We start from the raw sequence: 16,125 nt of genomic DNA, 5'->3' as shown, positions 1-16,125 counted from the left end.
AAATGAGAAAAAAGAAGGCAGTTGTTATTCATTCAGGGGGTATGGATTCTTCTATCTGTTTAGCGCTTGCCATACAAGAGCTTGGAAAAGACGCAGTGACTAGCCTCTCTTTTTGCTACGGCCAACGGCATGCTTCTGAAATTATACAAGCCGAAAAAATTTGCAAAGATTGGAATGTCGAGCATGCCACTCTTAACTTAAGCTGCTTAAGTCAAATTACCGCCAATGCGCTAATTAACCAAGCGATAGCCATCGAAAAAGATCCGCCAACTACTCCCAATACGTTAGTAGTAGGCCGAAATGGATTAATGGCACGCCTGGGAGCCATTTATGCGGATTATCTTGGAGCTTCCTCTATCTATTTAGGGGTGATCGGCGTGGAAGGTAACTATTCAGGCTATCGAGATTGTTCTCGAGAATATTTTGACCTTAAGCAGAAAATTTTGCGTATAGACCTAGCCAATCCGCACTTTAAAATTTTAACTCCTTTAGTATCTATGACTAAAAAGGAAACCTTGGAAATAGCTTATCGATTAGGTATCCTTGAATACCTCTTAAATACCACGATTACCTGCTATGAAGGGATTTCCAAAGCAGGCTGCCAACAATGCCCTGCTTGTAGGCTCCGTAATCAAGGCCTGCAAGAGTTTAAAGAAGCTAATCCGAGTGTTTTATTAAATGTTAAATCTTAAATCACAGCCAATTAAAAAATTTTAATGGGAGGAGGCTGCTTAACCTCAATCAGGGACTTTGTGCTTTACTTCAGCTTCACTAAGTAGGCTCCTTTAAGTTAACGCTTTATTCTTTCCTCCTCCAAAGCGTGAAATTTTTTCCTTTAAACAGCATAACCTTTATCAATTGAATGAGCATTTTCTTATGAGGACTATATAGATCAGCAAGATTAGCGCTAAAGAGATCTTCCAAGGGCTAGGCTTACACTTAATAAGATTCATATCCGTTGAGAAGATATGAGCTTTTATCTTTATAACATTGGCGTAATTTTCAAGATTTAGATAAATTCTGCCAAGCCTTTAGCTGCTCTGGTGTGATTCCAAGCCCTGCAAGCCGGCTTTGATCTATTTCTTTAAGATCTTCCATCACATCTTCTATGAAAAAAGCTTGCTCTTCTTTATTGAGCAATTTTAAAGATTGAGAAAAAATGTATTTTTGCAACTCTTCGTTGGTGAGTTGATTAAGGATAACAGCGCGGATAAGAGCACGTCTTTGCTGTCGATAACGTACCCGTATTTCATCAAATCCTAAGGCTTTCACCGTTGAATCATACATGGAGCAGGTTCGCATATATGAGAACATATATAAATCCAGGAGCGGACGAATATCTTGTAGTTCGTAGATCGCAATTACCGCGGAGGGATAATCCTCTCTTCCTACATCATTAAAGGATAAAGGAACAAAATTACTTTTGATTAACGGAATATTTGCGCTAAGCCGCGCCGTGCGTTTATTTACATCAGAAAATCCTTGCAAATAGGTTAGATGAACCAGCAAAAATAGGCTTTGCTCAAAAGGATTTATAATTACCGCTGCTTTTTCAATAAGGCGATTAAGGCGTACGTGCAGCTACTTTTTATCTTCAAAAGGAATATAGGTGGACCCACCTAGGCGAACTCCATGATCTCTGATTTTTCCGGCATACCGGGCCTCTACTAATCCGTCTGAAAGAAGGTAATGCAAAGTACAGATAGTCTGCTCCGTCGCCTCTAACCTGGGAGCATTGTCTACCATATAACGGATAGCTTCTTTATGATTAAGGATCATAATTTTTTCTTCATCCAGCTTGCCTTCCACGCTCGTCCCTTCCAGGACTAGGCGTTGAGTATCCAGCAAGGAATAGGTGTTACCTTCCAACCTGGAGGAGTTATAGGAAAAATCGATAAGTAAGCGAATAAAAATTTGATGAGCATAAGTACCTGCCGGGTCTTCCTGTTTAGAGCGTTGTCCTGCTTTTTGTAATTGCCTTCTATCATCTAAGGAAAGGTAAAAAGTAATATTTGGCTGATAAGCCTCAAACCATTGATCATTGTAGGCCAGCGGTGTGCGTTCATAAAGAGGACGTCTCACTTGTTGAATGGCTTTTGTGCTAGCTGTTCCAAAGCAACTACTTGCTTTGCTCATTCTCGTTTAGCAAGCTGTATAGCATAGTATTTTGTTCCTCGTTTTTGCCCAATTCGTTCCAGCAGCCCTTCACTTATCATCTCCGCCAACCATCTTCGTACACTTCGCTCGGCATAACCGCTGCCTAGTTTTTCAAGCAAAAGAGGTAAGCTAATAGGTTCTACCTCTTGGCTTAACTGCTGGAGTAGGGCCAGCTTTTTATCTTGAGTGTTTTTCATTGTCTTTAACTTTGCCCTGTTTTCGTAACTTAGAAGGATGTTAAATTAAATACGGCCATTTTTCAAGAAGTATGGCCGTATTAATTTAAATACGGCCATACTGACTTTTATTCGGCAGCATGCTTTTTGGATGAGGCAGCAAGCAGCTTGAGAAAATAGAAGGGAAAGCAAAAAAGGGCGAAATTTGCACTCTTTAATGAGGAAAAAGGATGTTTTATAGTAGGATTATTGTTTACCTTGCTTATCAAATACCCTTATAATCCTCGTTAGCTTCTAGATGTTTTTAAATTAACAATCCTATTCTTCCTCTATTGGACACACCTATTTACCATGCTTTTAAATGACTCCAGCTAAGTTCAAAAAAAGCGCATTTTTAATTAAACTCTTAAAATCTGAAACTTCTCTTGATTAGGTTTAAACTTGTTAGATAGCCAAATTTTGCATAGGTTAAAGGATGTTTGGGAAGGTAATCTGCATGGGTAGACTTTTTGGAACTTATTTTATTATTCCTCGCATTTATATATAGCTTTTATCTATTGTCCCCCTTAAAATCATAAAAAAAAGGTTCAATTTTTTGAATAAATTTTATAAACTTTTAAATTTATTAAAATAATTAGTTTATAAATAAATAGGCGATAAAAATTTTGCCATCTATTTTGTAATCCTAAATTTACAGAGATGCTCTCCTAAAATTTATTAATATTTATTTAAATTAAGAGAACAATTACCCTTAAAAAAGGGAGTAAACAATGAAAATTAATGAAGCTTACAGAGCTGTTTATAAAGCAAGAAACTATTGCGATCATAATCAAAAAAAAAGCTTAACTCAGCAAGAACGCAAGCTACTTTTAATATGTTGTGCTACCTTGCAAAACCCTACGAAAGGCACACTTACCCTTCAACAAAGCCATCAGCTTAAATATTTACTTAAACGTTTAGATGCTCTTCCTACTAAGCCTTGTGATACCATGCATCCTTTATGTAGGTGGTTTTACATCCTTTTAAAAAAGATTGCTAATCTGTGTCATCTGAGAATAAGTCTTAGTAGATTAGAAAACACACTGGAAGACACTTTTTATACCTATATGAAAATTGAACCCAATTTGTTAGAGAAGTTTATCCACATAAAAGCTGAATTAGACGCTAATGAAAATGAATTGCAAACTTATAAAATTTTAAAAAGCATCGAATCTTTTTGCTTACTATCTGCCTGTTTTTCCCCTATTAATAAGATATTTTTGCAAGGAGAACCCCCACATACAATACGCCGTTTGATCTATGATAAAACGGGCCTTAAGCTTGATAAACAACCTCTCAATGCTAAGACAATTGAAGCCATCTCAAAGGCTCCCCAGATTCTTTATAAAAAATATTGTTATGCTCACCGGAAGGGAATAACTGATCTTTTCTTTAAAAAAGCATTTAACGAAAAAGATAAAAATTTTCAAACAAAATTGAACCGTCTTCATGCTTTTAAAGCGAAGAAAGAAAAAAAATTAAGGGGAAAAGAGGAGCTTATATGGAAAACATTTGAAAAGTTTATTAAAGAAGTGGAAATGCATACCACAAGCAATCGTAAGGAAAATAATTTTTACGTGGATTTTGCCAGCCGCGCAAAATTTAACGATTATTTAAGGAGAGAACAGTTTATAGGCAAAAAATATGGCAAGAATAATATAAAAAAGAAAATGACTTACGAAAAAATGATAAAATTGGAAAAATATTTAGCCGGCTTATTAAATATTTGGGAAGGGCAAGTAAACCCCAATATTCCTCTTAAACCTCTTTTAAACAGGCCTAATTTTAATCATATTAACTTCTTTAATCCGATTGCTAAACCTCTTAATTTTTTACCTATAATTGCTAATAATAAACCTACAGCAATTGCTCCCCCTCCCCAGGAAAAGATCCTGGTATCAAATAAGCTAAATGCCCTCTATCTAGAAATGCTAAAAGACCTCGATCACATTCATGATACCGGCAACCTAAGAGCTTATGATCATATCAAACAAACCATTCACGGATTCTTCAAGATCTACTCTAAACGCTTCCAGCTGTGGGATTATTATCTTAAACATTCTTTTTATGATTCTGGAACCTATATCTACGATCTAACAGGCGTCTACTTACATACCGAACAGTCTAAAGAGACCATAAAGTTTTTAATTAAAACTTCTGCAAAACTATTTTTCACCACTTATCAAAAAGCCAAGGCTAATGATCGTTTAAAGGAATTCTTCAACCAAGCATTCTCCTCCTATAATTATTGCTTAGAAGCTCGCTATACATATCTGTGCGATAATTGGGTAGCCTCGGAATCACAAAGCGAATGCATAGGGAAAGAACCGCTGGCAGAAATAATGAAAATTAATCCACATCTCAGTAAGGAAAAAAATATTGAAAAGCTTGTTGAAATCTTTGAAGATTTACAAGCCAGGGAATATGCTAAAGATCATGGAATAAAGATAGATAAAGTTTGGAACAAGCCTGAAGGGCCTAAGCATCATAAGATTTTCAAAGATAAAAAATTTAATCGTTATTACAACGTCCACAACTTCGAACAAGCTTTATTAAGAGGGATGAAAATAGTAGGACAAAAATGTGCTAATGGTATTTATACAGAAAAAGAAGTTAAAGAACTTATTCAGAAAATGGTAGACGCTGATATCATTGATTAATAAGAATTTTAATACGCTTACTTTCAGCTCTAAAAACGCCTCCTTACTTTTGTTTGGCTTTCTCTCCTTTCTCCTCATTTATCGTTAAGCGCTCAAAAACACACTTTTAAAGAAGAATGCTGCGCAAACCACTATTTTCCTTGTTGATTTGCCAGCCTGCCGCCTTTATCTTTCTATTAGAAACTCTTTTATTCCCATGGAAAGAACTTTGCAATGAAGGATTCCATTGTATATCAGGCCAGCCATAGAATTTACTAATCTTCTTATACAGCTCTTTACGAGGAATATGAAAATCATCGCAAAGGTTATAGATTCCTGCTAGCTTATTTTGCTTGGCATAAGTCATAGCGGAAACAATCTCATCAAGATAGATAAGATTAGTAAAATTATCCCCTGTACCTGCGCAAGCAGTGCCTAACATACGTTTAACGCGCTCTACGATTGAACGTCCTGGCCCATAAATCTCTCCTAAACGGAATACACATATTTGGCGGTAGGAAGTAGTGGCTTGAAATAGTATTTCTTCGGTAGACAATAAAATTTTGCTATTTGTTTGAGTAGGTTGAGGTTTAGTCTCTTCATCTACCCATAACCCTCCTTGCTCACCATAAACCGAAGAGCTGCCTGTATAGATCACATGAGAGACATGCGTATTTTTAAGAGCCTTCACTAGCTTCTCAGCTGTACATAGATAAGTTAACTTATAATCTGCAGGGCTATCAGGAGCTACAGCCAAGATAACAACATCTTGTTTTTCTAGCAATTTTTGCCAATCCCCATCCAAAATATAAACATGATCTATCCACTTTCTTAATTCCGACGCTTTTTTTAAGCAACGTGTGGTTACGGTAATCTCATGTCCCTCCTTTTTCCATTTTATAGCTGCCGATCTTCCTACATAGCCACATCCTATGATACAAATCTTCATACATATACAAATGGTTAAAGGTAGCCAAGTTTTTCAAAGCAATTTTTTAATTCTGTATTTTCGGCTTTATCAAAAGCTCCTGAGCTAGCAAGCCATTTAATATAATCACGCGGTACATCTTTCAATGGAACCCCTTGATGCTTACCGAAAGGCATATGATGAAGTTCGCGAGGTTTATTAATTAATTTAAAGATGGTTTCCATATCTAAATCATCCGTCATTAAAGAGAAGACTTGATGCAAGACAATAACATCATCAAGGGCTCGGTGGGCTTTGTTTGCTTCTATTTGATAAATTTCTCTTAAAAATTGTAAAGTATGTTTAGGAAGATCGGGACGATAACGTCTTGCCCATTTTAAAGAATCTAGAAATGACCATGCGGGCATATGAATTTGATGACGCCCAAACTCTTGACGAAGAAAATGAAGATCAAAAGCATCATTATTATGGGCAATCAAAATGACATCGCCTTCACAAAAGTCTATAAACTCTTGCCCCACCTGTGCAAAGCTGGCGCATTCGGCAACCATCTCATCCGTAATATTGTGAACTGCAGTAGCTTCAGCAGGAATAGGGCATCCTGGATTAATCAGCTTCTCAAAAGAAATATTATTTACAGGATCAAAAGCTGCAATCTCGATAATACGATCCCTATCAGCTTTAATACCTGTCGTTTCAGTGTCATAAAAAATAGCACGTCTTGGCATAATGAGGCAGTATCCTTTTAACGTTATTATTTTACCTTAAAATCTTTCTATATTTTTCTTAACTACTTTCCATTTTGAAAAATTTAAAGATATTATATCAACTGATCATGGTAATTAGCTTAACATGTTTTAAGAGAAGGAAAATAGAGCCTTCGGCTCTTTTTAAAAAAATACCGAGCTTAGCACCACTTAAATAAAAAGATTAGAGCAGTTGAAGCTAAGAGTTTACTTCGGTTGAGAACAAGTACTTATATCCACCTTTAAATACTTTTATACATTTTTTATTTTCTTATTTTAGCAGCTTCCCCTTGTTTGACTACATCTATAAAGCGAGCTTTACCAGCGACCACAGCGGCGATTATAGGAAAAAATGTTTCTATCACAAGAGGAATAGTATGAATATAATTACTAAGGATTTCCCCTGCTACCTTTTTATCGCTAGCCGGTAAGATGGTCCGGTAAAAAACGATTTTAGCTCGTTCATCTAAACCGAAACCAGGAACATCGATTTCTTTATTGAATAAATGTAAAACACGTGCAACTTCACTAATCGTTTGACTCTCAAGAGCGATAGGAATAGGAGCGAATAATTGAAGAAGTTCCTCATCATTTAATAAGCCGATAAAAAGAGGAAAAGCTTCATTTTGCACTTTAAAAAGAGTATATATTTGCTTGGTCTCTGGCTGATGTTTTACATCTACAGATTTATTAATTAGGTATTCGTAAAGACTATCAATAGTGAGGGGAATCATAAACTTTTAAAAACCTACATTGGGCGTAAAATTATTTGGTTGCTTTTCTCTAATAATCTCAGGATTATTAGTAGAAGGAACAACAGAGTATTCATCTTCTCTTGGCAAGCGATAACAAGCACAAAGAAAGCAAGTACAAATTAGATAGAACATTGAGAAAATAAAAATTTGTCTGTTTTGCATATCTCCCCTTCTTCAGTCATTTGTAAATTCAACAATACTATCCTATTCGCTAATATTTAGGAAATCGAAAGCCTTATTTTTTGCATTTTACCTCTGCCTTTTGTGTAAACCTCTTTCTCGGCAGTAAAATATAAACTTAATTGTTAGAGTGGGAGAAAATAAGTTTTCAATGACATCAAGACACAGTAAAGTAGTTGAAATTAAAAAAGTAAGTTTTTATTTCTTGTTTTTTGGTCTTTTTCCAAGGAAACAAATTAAGCTAAAGCTTGTGTGACTCATCATAAAATATTTTTGCTCTCTATCTTCTCTTTAAATGATAAAGGTAGACTTTCCTCCAATTCATTACTTTCAAATCCCCCTACATGGGTAACTCCATTAACAGATTCAGCTAAGATAATTTCTTTTCCTTTTATTTTTAAAAGATAAATGGCTGTTTTCGGGCTTAACGAGCGATAGTCGATTACTTTAATTAAACTGCTAGCGTTCAATTGATGAATTTTCCCTCTGAGCAGCTTTTTAACGATCCAGGAAGCTATTAAAACTACTGCCACAATTAATCCCAACGTGGTTAACATATTGACAAGCTCATGAAAAAATCGAGCTCCTTCATTATCGTCCATTTGTGGAGGAAATTCAATTTTTGAAGTAGGATGGGTAGAATGAGTAGGAGCTTGAAAACCTTCCGAGAGACCTTCTTCAAGGGCAGGAGAAAAGTGGGTGAGAGGTTTTTGATGATCAAGAGCTTGCTCACTATACCCTTGCTTACAAAGCATGTAGGTCATGCAAACAATGACAAAACAAAGAAAATTTTTTTTCATAAGATCTGATGGGTTAGAAATTAATAAGCGCAATTCTAGCATTTCAATATATTTTTGCGCATTTTCTTATTGCCTTTTGTGAGTTTTTTGATAAGCTCAGATCTTTAAAGAGCAAGTCAGGTATGCGATCCCCTTATCACCTTCAAAACAACAATAGCCTTGTATTTCAATTCATGGTTAGTGAATACCTAGCAGCTTGTCAAGCATTTAAAGGCTTTGAGATGGCAGTTCAGAACAACAACTATGAGGCCGCTAACATAGCACTCATTAGGCTACTAGGCTATCAGGATAAAAATCTTTTTCCCTCCTTTTTTGGCTATGCGGATAAAGGCCTACTCCAGCAGCTGCAGAGTAGTTGCCAAACTTTTAACCTTAATGATGAGGACAAAAAGCATCCCGCGCAAACATTAAATTTACATGCCCAAAAAGCTTATTCACTCTGCTATCAAGTTTGGAAAATTGTTGAAAACAAGCCTTTATCACCAGCCTCTCCCTTATCTGAACTGGTATCTCCCTTCATTCCAAAAATTCAAACTATTTTTAATAAGATAGGACGCTTAATTGCTAAATTATTCTTGCAATTTGAAGATGATGAAACCATACTGTTTTTTCTATTAGAGAATCATCAAATTGTGGATGAAGTCTACAAAGCACCGTTTGTGAAAAGAGTTTTTGCAAAAATGTTTCCACAAGGGTTAAAAACAGCAGAAAAATATATAATTAAACAGTACAGTAAGCGAGGCTATTATCATCTTCTGCCTCAAGTTTTAGAAGCTGCGAAAGAACTTCAACAAAAAAAATAAAATGGCGTCTTTAAAAAGTGAATATTTAGCCCTAATAGCGCAAATGCAAAGCTACCTTATCCAAGAATTTCCTTCGAAGACATTCTTAGAAGTTAGCCGCTCTAGCTATATGGATTATCGCCTATTTGCAGCTTCTTGCTTACCTCAAACCATTAAAAAGGTATTACCGCCTCAATTTTCGGAAGCATCTAAGGTGGAAGATTCATCTGTAGTTGCAGCTCCTCTCTCTTCTACAGTAGTTACCCATGCTTCTACAGTAGTTACCCATGAAAAACATCCAAAAGATACGCTTGAAGTGTTATCTGCCAATAGTAAAAGCAACTTGGCAAGCGAGCAAGCTCTTTCTTCCTCCTCGCCAGACAGCGCAGGATTTGTGCCTAAAGCTATTAATTTGGAATTTTTAGCACCTGCTCTCCCCCCTTCAGATTTTTCAGATTTTCATAAAATTTTTGCCGAGCGCTTTCCCGAGCAAATGATTTTAACGGAGATTCCAAACGATGAAGCTGCGAAAAATGTTAGACAAATGTGGAAAAACGGCCCGCAAGCTTGTCTATTATTAGTTTTAAAAAACGCATCTTCCGAGCCTCGCCACGTCTTATTCTTAGCTAACCTACGTAAAGCTATTCAGATAGTTTATGGTGTTGCTGTAAAAATTATAGAGAAAAATTGCTTAGACTCCAGCCAAAAAACTTGTATAATTGAGCTTGCCCCTTTAGATATATATCTTCAAGAGCCTCACCGCAAAGTCGAGCTCTGGAATTCTATTTCTTTGCAACTTTCCAAGTAGGTTAGAATGTCGCAATATGCCTCGGTTATCCTCGATAGTGCCCTTGACAAGCCTTTGGAATATAGCATTCCCCCTGAGTTTACTTTGCACGCTAAACCAGGTGTACGTGTTGAAGTACCCTTACGCCGCCAATTTCAAAAAGGATATATCCTAAAGGTACAAAGCCAGGCCACTTTTCCTTCCGTAAAGCCCATAGCTAAAATTTTATCTGACGGAGAGCTTATCACTCCCCCTTTATTTGAACTTGCTTTATGGCTAGCCAAATATTATTGCACCCCTCTCCACCAAGTTTTCAAAATCTTGCTTCCTTCCAGTGTACGCAAGGATATCCAGCATAAGCAGCAATTTTATGTCCTACGTAAAAAAACGCGTGAGGAATTAAAAATTTATTGCGAAAAAATACGTAAAAGATTTCCCGCGCAAGCTGAAGTCATTGATATAATGCTTCAAGTAAAAAAAGGAATTTTACTCAGTGAACTGCTGGAAATATCAAAATGTTCTCGTAGCTCTGTAGATACGCTTATTAATAAAAATTATTTACAGATGGATATTGTGCGGATTGATCGTTCGCCCCTTATCGATGAAGAATATTTTAAGACCAAAGCTAAACAGCTTAATGCAGAACAATCTCAAGCTTTTGAAAAAGTAAAGCACAGCCTTAGCAAAAATCAATTTGAAACCCACCTAATTTTCGGGGTCACAGGAAGTGGTAAAACTGAAATTTATTTACAGGCGATAGAGCAAGCTTTAATGCAGAACAAAGGAACAATCATGTTAGTTCCGGAAATCTCTTTAACAGCCCAAACTATCGAACGCTTTCGCAGTCGTTTTGATCACAAAATTGCCATTCTTCATCATCAATTAAGCCAAGGAGAACGCTTTGATGAATGGCACAAAATTCGCCGGGGCGAATCCTCTATTGTGATTGGAGCTCGCTCAGCCATCTTTAGTCCAGTTCCTAATTTAGGACTTATTATCGTAGATGAAGAACATGAGCAATCCTATAAGCAATCTGAGGAACAACCTTGCTACAATGCCCGCGATGTAGCGGTCATGCGAGGAAAAATGAGTAATAGCACAGTCATTCTGGGGAGTGCAACGCCAAGCTTAGAAAGCTACTATAATGCCTCGATTAGCAAATATACTTTAAGCAAACTTACCACACGGGCTGCTACAGCAAATATGCCTCGCATGCATATTGTTGACATGGCAAAAGAATTTGAAAAAGCTAAAGGATATACAAATTTTTCAGAAAAGCTCATCGGGGGAATAAAGCAGCGCTTTGAACAAGGCGAGCAAACCATCTTATTTCTTAACCGCCGTGGTTACCATACTACCCTACTCTGCCAACAATGCCGGCAAGCAGTCAAATGTGAACATTGCGATGTCACCATGACTTTTCATTTAGGTGACAACGCTTTAGCTTGCCATCTATGTGGCTATACACTCACTCCTCCTCCCAAGCAGTGCCCTAATTGCCATCATGATCATCCCATGAAATATAAAGGGGTAGGGACTGAACTGATTGAAAAAAATTTACATGCTTTATTCCCTGGCATTCGTACAGTACGCATGGATGCAGATACTACCAAGCATAAAGGTAGCCATCAGAAGCTTTTAAAAACTTTTAGCAGTGGCAAAGCGGACGTATTGATCGGCACCCAAATGATAGCTAAAGGTCTTCACTTTCCTTCCGTTACCCTTGTAGGAATATTAAATTGTGATTCTACCCTTAATCTCCCCGATTTTCGTGCTTCAGAGACAGTTTTCCAATTAATTACACAAGTTTCTGGGCGAGCAGGGCGAGGTCAAATAGCAGGTGAAGTGATTCTACAAACAAGCTTACCCGATAATTCAACGATTAGTTTAGCGGCAGCTAACGATTATGAAAAATTTTTTGAAGAAGAACTAAATGCAAGGCAAGCTTTTAACTACCCCCCTTTTTCTAATCTAATTAAAATTACCTTTTCTGGCCCTGACCAAAAAAAAGCCTTTGATTATGCTCATTATACACGCTCATGGCTTATGGATCATTCAAATGAAATTTGTAAATGGCATGAAATTATTCCTGCCGGATATGCAAAAGTTAAAGGGCATTATCGTTATCAATTTCTTATTTGTTGCACGAATGTTTATGCTTTAAATCGAGTCTTAGAAAATTTCCGTCATACCCATCCCTCTCTGCAGGCAGTAAAAATGCGAGTAGATGTAAATCCTATCTCTACATTCTTTTAAAACCTTAGTAGCTATATTAAAAAAGTTTTTAGAAATAGCGTTCTTTAGAAGAAAAGAGCTAGGCATTCGGATGATAAAAAACATTCCCTTTAGGCTTGAGTTTTCCCACAACCTTCCACCTCTGCTAAGGCTTTTAACGTAATCTCATTTAAATCTTTTCTATAATGGAGATGATCAGCAAGTACTGTAATGTTGCGAAAAACTTTTTGTACTTGCTGCCTAGTGATACTATCGATTTCATATTGAATACCCGTACACTTATCGACAAATGAATCTTTCTCGATCTCAAATTCCTTATCTTGCAGAATCATGCGTATTAATAAATTTTTGGCCTTATTATTATCTTTAATGGCCTCATAGTCTATTAATGCCCGCTCAATTATTTGCTGGCGCTCTTGGCTAGGGCATTTATATCTATATTTTTGTAAAGCTATCAACTCTAGCAATATAGCTAGTAAATTAATTTGAATAACCGCCTCTAAATCTTGAATGCAGGCCTTAACTATTTCTTTTTTAGAATAGCTACCCTCCTGCTCGACACCAAAAATGTTAATATATCTTTCAAAAGACAGGACATATTTAATAGAATGTTTTATATATACTTCCAGGTTTTTTTCGTAAGCTGCTTCGCTTTTCTCTATAGAAGGTGAAGGGATCTCATTAAAATTAAAAATTTGATAGATTTCATCATTAGTCTCTTCCTGGAACTGCGTTTGATAAGCAAGGTTATAGTTTGTTTTTTTTAAATTTTTATGTTTTAAAAAATTCTCTCCTTCTTTTAATCGAATAGGAAGGCGGAAATTTAGCTCTAGCATTTGTTCTAGTGTAAAGATAGGATTAGCAAATAAAAATGAAGCATATTGCTGATGCTTGCACAGCTGTAGGGTAATTAATTCTAAGAGTTCTTTTTGCTCATTCTTATCTTCCGGTATGTTAGCCAGCAGTTTTAAATGCTGCTGCGGGTTTATAAGTCCATTCTTGTCTTCCAAAAATTCTATAAATTCAAAGCGATCTATATCAGCAAGCTTTTGAGGATCAAATTCATTTCGCGCGACATCGCGGAGAATAGGCATATATTTCTTAGTCTTATTGATTAAGTCTGGTAAAGCTTCTACAGCTACTGCAAAACTATAAGCTTCGGAAGGTAAAAAATCTTCGATCATTTTGAAATCATCACTCATAAAATCAAAAGCTGCTCTTAGTGATTGAGCTATCTGGGCACTCTTAATTTTTTGGAAATGCTCATGCCTTATCCTATCATATTTGCTTAAATTATCAAGTTGAGAAATTAGTAAACAAGGACTTTGAATCATTAAAAAACTCTGGATACAAAATCCCCATGCCTGCACGGTATGATTTTGCAACAGTTCAGGGCGGCAAAATGATAAGAAATTTAAAGAGGTAAGAAAAATAGTATAGGCCAAAGCGGCTACAGTTTCAGCTAAAGCTAAAAGGCTAGTTGCCACACTACAAGTAATTGATCCTAAAGCAATAAGATTTATGCTGCGAGACTCTAGATAAAAATTCATTAACTTTTGACTAAGTCGATGCGTCTTACTGCTTAAAGGAGTGAAATGAAGGCGGCTAATCGAGTAATGATCTTCTGCGGTGGCTACAGTAAATATATCCATAAAAATTTTACTCCCGGATAAAATAAGCCAGATAGCCTATTTTAAGTGGCTTATCCATTCGTATTGCCATCAAACGCCCCATTTTTTTATGTCAGGTAAATAGAAGTTTGCAGATTAAATGTTTATAATTAAGGCAGATAGAGCGATCTGATCCTAGTAAGTGCTTAGTCGCAATATAATAGAAAATAAATTAAAAAAGCAATCTTTAGTTTCAATTGAGGGAATAAATAAATAAGGCTTCGGCTTATTATTTAGCTTACCTAATCCTCTATCATTTTAAAGATAATTTTTACATGTATCAAATTTGGATTTAAATATATTCAATTAACCTTTATAGTTTTTATAACCTTATTTATTCCTGGAGAATTTTATTCATGCTACCTATGATCCCCAAAGACAAAAAACCATTAGCTCTTAAATCGTGTTGTTCCGATGCAGCAGCATGTTGTGCAACCCCTTCTTCCCCTGACAGCCTCTTAGCTAATGATAAATTTGATAATTTAGCCTCTCAGGAAGGAACTTTTCATTTTGACTACGATGGAAATAAAATTCATTTTATTAGCCTTGGATGTCCTCGTAATTTGGTCGATAGTGAAGTAATGCTAGGTATTTTGTTGAAAGCAGGCTATGAAGTTACCCAGGAATTATCCCAAGCAGATTATTTGGTCATCAATACTTGCGGCTTTTTGGAAGTTTCTCGTAAAGAATCCATGGATACAGTTAAGCATACCTTACAACAGCGCAAAAAAAGTGCCAAGCTAGTGGTCACAGGTTGCATGGTACAAACTCATCACGAGGAAATGGAAAAACAATTCCCAGGGATCGATTATCTTCTAGGATCAGGGGACGTACAAGGTATATTGCAAGCTGTCCAGGCTACTCAAAAAGGTAAACTTGTCTCCAAGGGACGCAGCTTTTTGGAGAATGGGGAGATTCCTCGCCAATTATCCACTCCTAAACATTACGCTTATCTTAAAATTGCGGAGGGCTGCCGAAAGCGTTGTGCTTATTGTGTCATTCCTACCATCAAAGGACCTCTCAAGAGTAAAAGCAAAGAGCAGATTTTAAAAGAGTTTAATTTTTTGCTTAATGAAGGGGTGCATGAGATTATTCTTATTGCCCAAGATCTTGGAGATTATGGCAAAGATATGGGTTCGAGAAATCAAGCAGCCTTAATCGACTTATTACAATCCATGCTAGCCATAGATAAAAAGTTCTGGCTACGTTTACTTTACCTTTATCCCGATGAAATCACCGATGAATTGATTGCTCTTATCAAAAGTGATGCTCGCATCTGCCCTTATTTAGACATGCCAATCCAGCATATCAATAATGTGGTGTTAAAATCTATGCACCGCGCAACTTCAAAAGAAGACATTATTAAAACGATTACCAAGCTGCGTAATGAAATCCCTCATATCGTCATCCGTACAAGCTTAATTGTAGGCTTTCCGGGAGAAACAGCAGACCAATTTGAAGAGCTAGCTCAGTTTATCCAAGATTATCCTCTCGATAATATTGGGATTTTCAAATATTCCCGCGAACCAGGATCTTACTCTTTTGATCTACCTAATCAGATAGAGGAAGAGGTAAAAGAAAGACGTTATCGTAAATTAATGAAAATTCAGCAAAAAGTACTAAAAAAAGCTAATAGCAAGTATGTGGGAAAAAAGTTGAAGGTCATCGTCGAAGGATATCATCCCGAAACCAATTTGTTAATGGTGGGTCGCTTCTATGGTCAATGTCCTGAAATTGATGGCCAAATTATTATCAATGATAGCCGCAAAGTTAAAGCATTTGGAGAATTATATTTAGTTGAGATCACGGAAGTTGCCGGCTATGATCTAATAGGAAGCGTACTATAGGTATTTACAAGCTATTAAGCTATTAAGGCTAGCATTATAAATTTTAGCCGGTGTCAAGTACGATAAGACAGTCGATTAAAAAGAACTCAAAAGATAAAGATTAAGCAAGCATGATTAGGAAAAGCTTTAAACAATCCTAGGAAAAGTGATTAAGACTTTTCCTTATTCAGCTAAAGCTGGTCTGACCTATTATTATAGGTGTTAGAGCCGATAGCAAGAAAATAACCTTGCTATCGTTAAGCTAAAGGGAAATCTCTTAAGATTCTTTCAAAGCCTAAAGCTATGCATTCACTGCCAGATAAATACAAAATTGTAGCAAAAAACTATTTAAGCAAGCGAATGAATAAAGCTAAAGTGCAAGAGAAGAAAAAAGCGTTCAATAAT

Annotated in this window: 14 protein-coding genes; 6 read left to right on the top strand and 8 right to left on the bottom strand. The window is 36.3% G+C overall.

The window, feature by feature from the left end:
- The first annotated feature begins 2 nt into the window (after positions 1 to 2).
- Positions 3 to 692 carry a 7-cyano-7-deazaguanine synthase QueC gene (queC, locus tag NEOC84_RS04395; RefSeq protein ID WP_166155726.1) on the top strand — a complete coding sequence of 230 codons (690 nt, stop codon included), beginning with the start codon at positions 3 to 5 and terminating at the stop codon, positions 690 to 692.
- A 310-nt stretch (positions 693 to 1,002) separates the two neighbouring features.
- Here the strand turns inward: queC and NEOC84_RS04390 are convergent, their stop codons facing one another.
- The 3 genes from NEOC84_RS04390 to NEOC84_RS04380 form a co-directional block, all read right to left on the bottom strand.
- Entirely contained in the window at positions 1,003 to 1,509 is a 507-nt protein-coding gene (locus NEOC84_RS04390; protein WP_166155724.1) for a hypothetical protein, read from the bottom strand.
- Positions 1,510 to 1,581: 72 nt separating this feature from the next.
- The gene (locus NEOC84_RS04385) at positions 1,582 to 2,136 is read right to left on the bottom strand and encodes a hypothetical protein (protein ID WP_166155721.1); all 555 of its coding nucleotides are present in this window, start codon (positions 2,134 to 2,136) and stop codon (positions 1,582 to 1,584) included.
- Entirely contained in the window at positions 2,133 to 2,354 is a 222-nt protein-coding gene (locus tag NEOC84_RS04380; protein WP_166155718.1) for a hypothetical protein, read from the bottom strand. Before NEOC84_RS04380 ends, NEOC84_RS04385 begins: the two co-directional genes overlap by 4 nt.
- 749 nt (positions 2,355 to 3,103) lie before the next feature.
- On the opposite strand from NEOC84_RS04380, the gene NEOC84_RS04375 reads away from it, so the two are divergent.
- On the top strand, positions 3,104 to 5,032 hold the full coding sequence (locus NEOC84_RS04375) for a hypothetical protein (RefSeq protein WP_166155714.1): 1,929 nt from the start codon (positions 3,104 to 3,106) through the stop codon (positions 5,030 to 5,032).
- A 106-nt stretch (positions 5,033 to 5,138) separates the two neighbouring features.
- Here the strand turns inward: NEOC84_RS04375 and NEOC84_RS04370 are convergent, their stop codons facing one another.
- The 4 genes from NEOC84_RS04370 to NEOC84_RS04355 all read right to left on the bottom strand — a co-directional run bounded on the left by NEOC84_RS04370 (position 5,139) and on the right by NEOC84_RS04355 (position 8,420).
- Positions 5,139 to 5,960 (bottom strand): SDR family oxidoreductase, encoded by an 822-nt coding sequence (locus tag NEOC84_RS04370; protein WP_166155711.1) that lies wholly within the window; start codon positions 5,958 to 5,960, stop codon positions 5,139 to 5,141.
- Between the two features lie 14 nt (positions 5,961 to 5,974).
- The gene (locus NEOC84_RS04365; RefSeq protein ID WP_166155708.1) at positions 5,975 to 6,667 is read right to left on the bottom strand and encodes a DUF3820 family protein; all 693 of its coding nucleotides are present in this window, start codon (positions 6,665 to 6,667) and stop codon (positions 5,975 to 5,977) included.
- 281 nt (positions 6,668 to 6,948) lie between these two features.
- Positions 6,949 to 7,419 carry a YbjN domain-containing protein gene (locus NEOC84_RS04360; RefSeq protein WP_166155705.1) on the bottom strand — a complete coding sequence of 157 codons (471 nt, stop codon included), beginning with the start codon at positions 7,417 to 7,419 and terminating at the stop codon, positions 6,949 to 6,951.
- Between the two features lie 461 nt (positions 7,420 to 7,880).
- Positions 7,881 to 8,420 (bottom strand): flagellar biosynthetic protein FliO, encoded by a 540-nt coding sequence (locus NEOC84_RS04355; protein ID WP_166155702.1) that lies wholly within the window; start codon positions 8,418 to 8,420, stop codon positions 7,881 to 7,883.
- A 122-nt stretch (positions 8,421 to 8,542) separates the two neighbouring features.
- On the opposite strand from NEOC84_RS04355, the gene NEOC84_RS04350 reads away from it, so the two are divergent.
- Genes NEOC84_RS04350 through priA form a run of 3 tightly spaced genes read left to right on the top strand, consistent with a single transcriptional unit; the run spans position 8,543 to position 12,245 of the window.
- On the top strand, positions 8,543 to 9,223 hold the full coding sequence (locus NEOC84_RS04350; RefSeq protein WP_166155699.1) for a hypothetical protein: 681 nt from the start codon (positions 8,543 to 8,545) through the stop codon (positions 9,221 to 9,223).
- Between the two features lies 1 nt (position 9,224).
- Entirely contained in the window at positions 9,225 to 10,010 is a 786-nt protein-coding gene (locus NEOC84_RS04345) for a hypothetical protein (RefSeq protein ID WP_166155696.1), read from the top strand.
- Positions 10,011 to 10,016: 6 nt separating this feature from the next.
- Entirely contained in the window at positions 10,017 to 12,245 is a 2,229-nt protein-coding gene (gene priA, locus NEOC84_RS04340; RefSeq protein ID WP_166155693.1) for a primosomal protein N', read from the top strand.
- Positions 12,246 to 12,334: 89 nt separating this feature from the next.
- Here priA and NEOC84_RS04335 read toward each other — a convergent pair whose 3' ends face one another.
- Positions 12,335 to 13,876, bottom strand: a complete 1,542-nt coding sequence (locus tag NEOC84_RS04335; RefSeq protein ID WP_166155690.1) for a hypothetical protein — start codon at positions 13,874 to 13,876, stop codon at positions 12,335 to 12,337.
- A gap of 374 nt (positions 13,877 to 14,250) precedes the next feature.
- On the opposite strand from NEOC84_RS04335, the gene rimO reads away from it, so the two are divergent.
- Entirely contained in the window at positions 14,251 to 15,741 is a 1,491-nt protein-coding gene (rimO, locus tag NEOC84_RS04330) for a 30S ribosomal protein S12 methylthiotransferase RimO (protein ID WP_242678192.1), read from the top strand.
- Positions 15,742 to 16,125: the final 384 nt, after the last annotated feature.

It is taken from the genome of Neochlamydia sp. AcF84 (assembly GCF_011087585.1).
Classification (GTDB): domain Bacteria; phylum Chlamydiota; class Chlamydiia; order Chlamydiales; family Parachlamydiaceae; genus Neochlamydia.
This window is presented reverse-complemented; position numbering and strand designations above follow the sequence as displayed.